The organism is Kocuria tytonicola, from assembly GCF_003687455.1.
Classification (GTDB): domain Bacteria; phylum Actinomycetota; class Actinomycetes; order Actinomycetales; family Micrococcaceae; genus Kocuria; species Kocuria tytonicola.
In genome coordinates this window covers 1-1,271 of sequence record NZ_PHOA01000194.1, presented here as the reverse complement: position 1 = coordinate 1,271, position 1,271 = coordinate 1, and the positions used below count along the sequence as shown (strand labels likewise).

1 protein-coding gene is annotated in these 1,271 nt (G+C 73.6%); it reads right to left on the bottom strand.

The window, feature by feature from the left end; genetic code table 11:
• Positions 1–123: 123 nt before the first annotated feature.
• A partial coding sequence (locus CWC38_RS11790) for an alpha/beta hydrolase family protein (protein WP_500683900.1) occupies positions 124–1,271 on the bottom strand: 1,148 nt, incomplete at its 5' end.

The window sequence follows — 1,271 nt, the reverse complement described above, 5'->3', positions numbered from 1 at the left end:
CTACTGCCACCTCAAACAATGGCGCGCCATCGCAACCCGGTACGACAAACACGCTGTGACCTACCGCGCCGCCATCATCCTGCACTCCGTCATCACCTGGACGAAGGCTTTGTCAGACACGCCCTAGCCGTCCCCGGGGGCCACGGCAGGCTGCCGGTCCTCCTCGAGCCCCTCGCACACGTAGGTCTCGGTCCGCGTTCCCGGGCCGTGGGGCACCGCCGCCGCGAGCCTCTGCTCGTGGGCCTGCACCACCGGGTGATCCGCCGCGGTGATCCCCTGGGCTCCGAGCGTGTAGAGGTACATCTCGTGGGCCGCCGTCCCGAGTCGGCTGTCCCACGGGTCAGGGGCCTCGGGAAAGGGCGTGTCCACGCGCACGGTGGAGCGGTGCGCGGCATCCGGGTTGGGCACCCCGTCCAGCGGCGGCACGGCGTCGTCCACGTGCTCCACGGCCATCACGGAGGTGGAGTCCGGGATGGCGAAGTCCCCCACGGGTGCCCCGAACGTGGTCACCGCCTGGACGTCGTAGAGCTCGCGGAACGCGTGGTTCGCGGCGAGCCCGGCGGCGTCGATCCCGCCGAGGCTGTGGCCCGTGAGCACCACGGTGTCCCCGGGGCGGATGCCCGCGTCCTGCAGGGCCTGCACCGCCATGCGCTGGGCCTGGGGCAGCTCGGTGAGCGCGGCCGTGGCCGGTGCCGTCATCCCGTCGCCGATGCCCTGGACGTCGTGCACGCCCGGACTGTCGTGCCACCGCTCCGTGCCGGTCAGCACCACGGAGTACGCGGTGCGCGCGTCCCCGCCCGTGGCCTTCTGCACCATGACCGTGCTGTTCTCCACGTCCTTCCCGTCCGGGCCCGCGCCGGAGACGATGTTCTTCGCGTCCTTCAGGACCGCCGCCGTGCCGGCGACCGTGGTGGGGACGGCGCCGGCGCAGTCCACTCCCCGGGGCAGAGGCCGCTGCCCCGGCCCCGTCAGGTGGTGGGCGGTCGCGTTGCCCGGGGTGAGGCCCGTGAACACCTCACGTCGGGCGGGGTGCAGTGCGTGCGGCTCGAGCTTCGACCGGAGCGCGGCCCGGAGGTCCCGCTCCACGCGTGCCGCTGCGGGCAGCAGCCTGCCCGTGGCGTACGGCCGGAAGTACGCGGGCAGCGGCGAGGCACTCACCAGCGCCGCGGTCACGGAGGCCGCGAGCGCGGTGTCCATCTCCGGGGGTGCCCCCTGTTCGTGGTACCCCCGCAGCGTGTCCACCGCCCAGCCCCGCAGGTACTGCCCCAGGG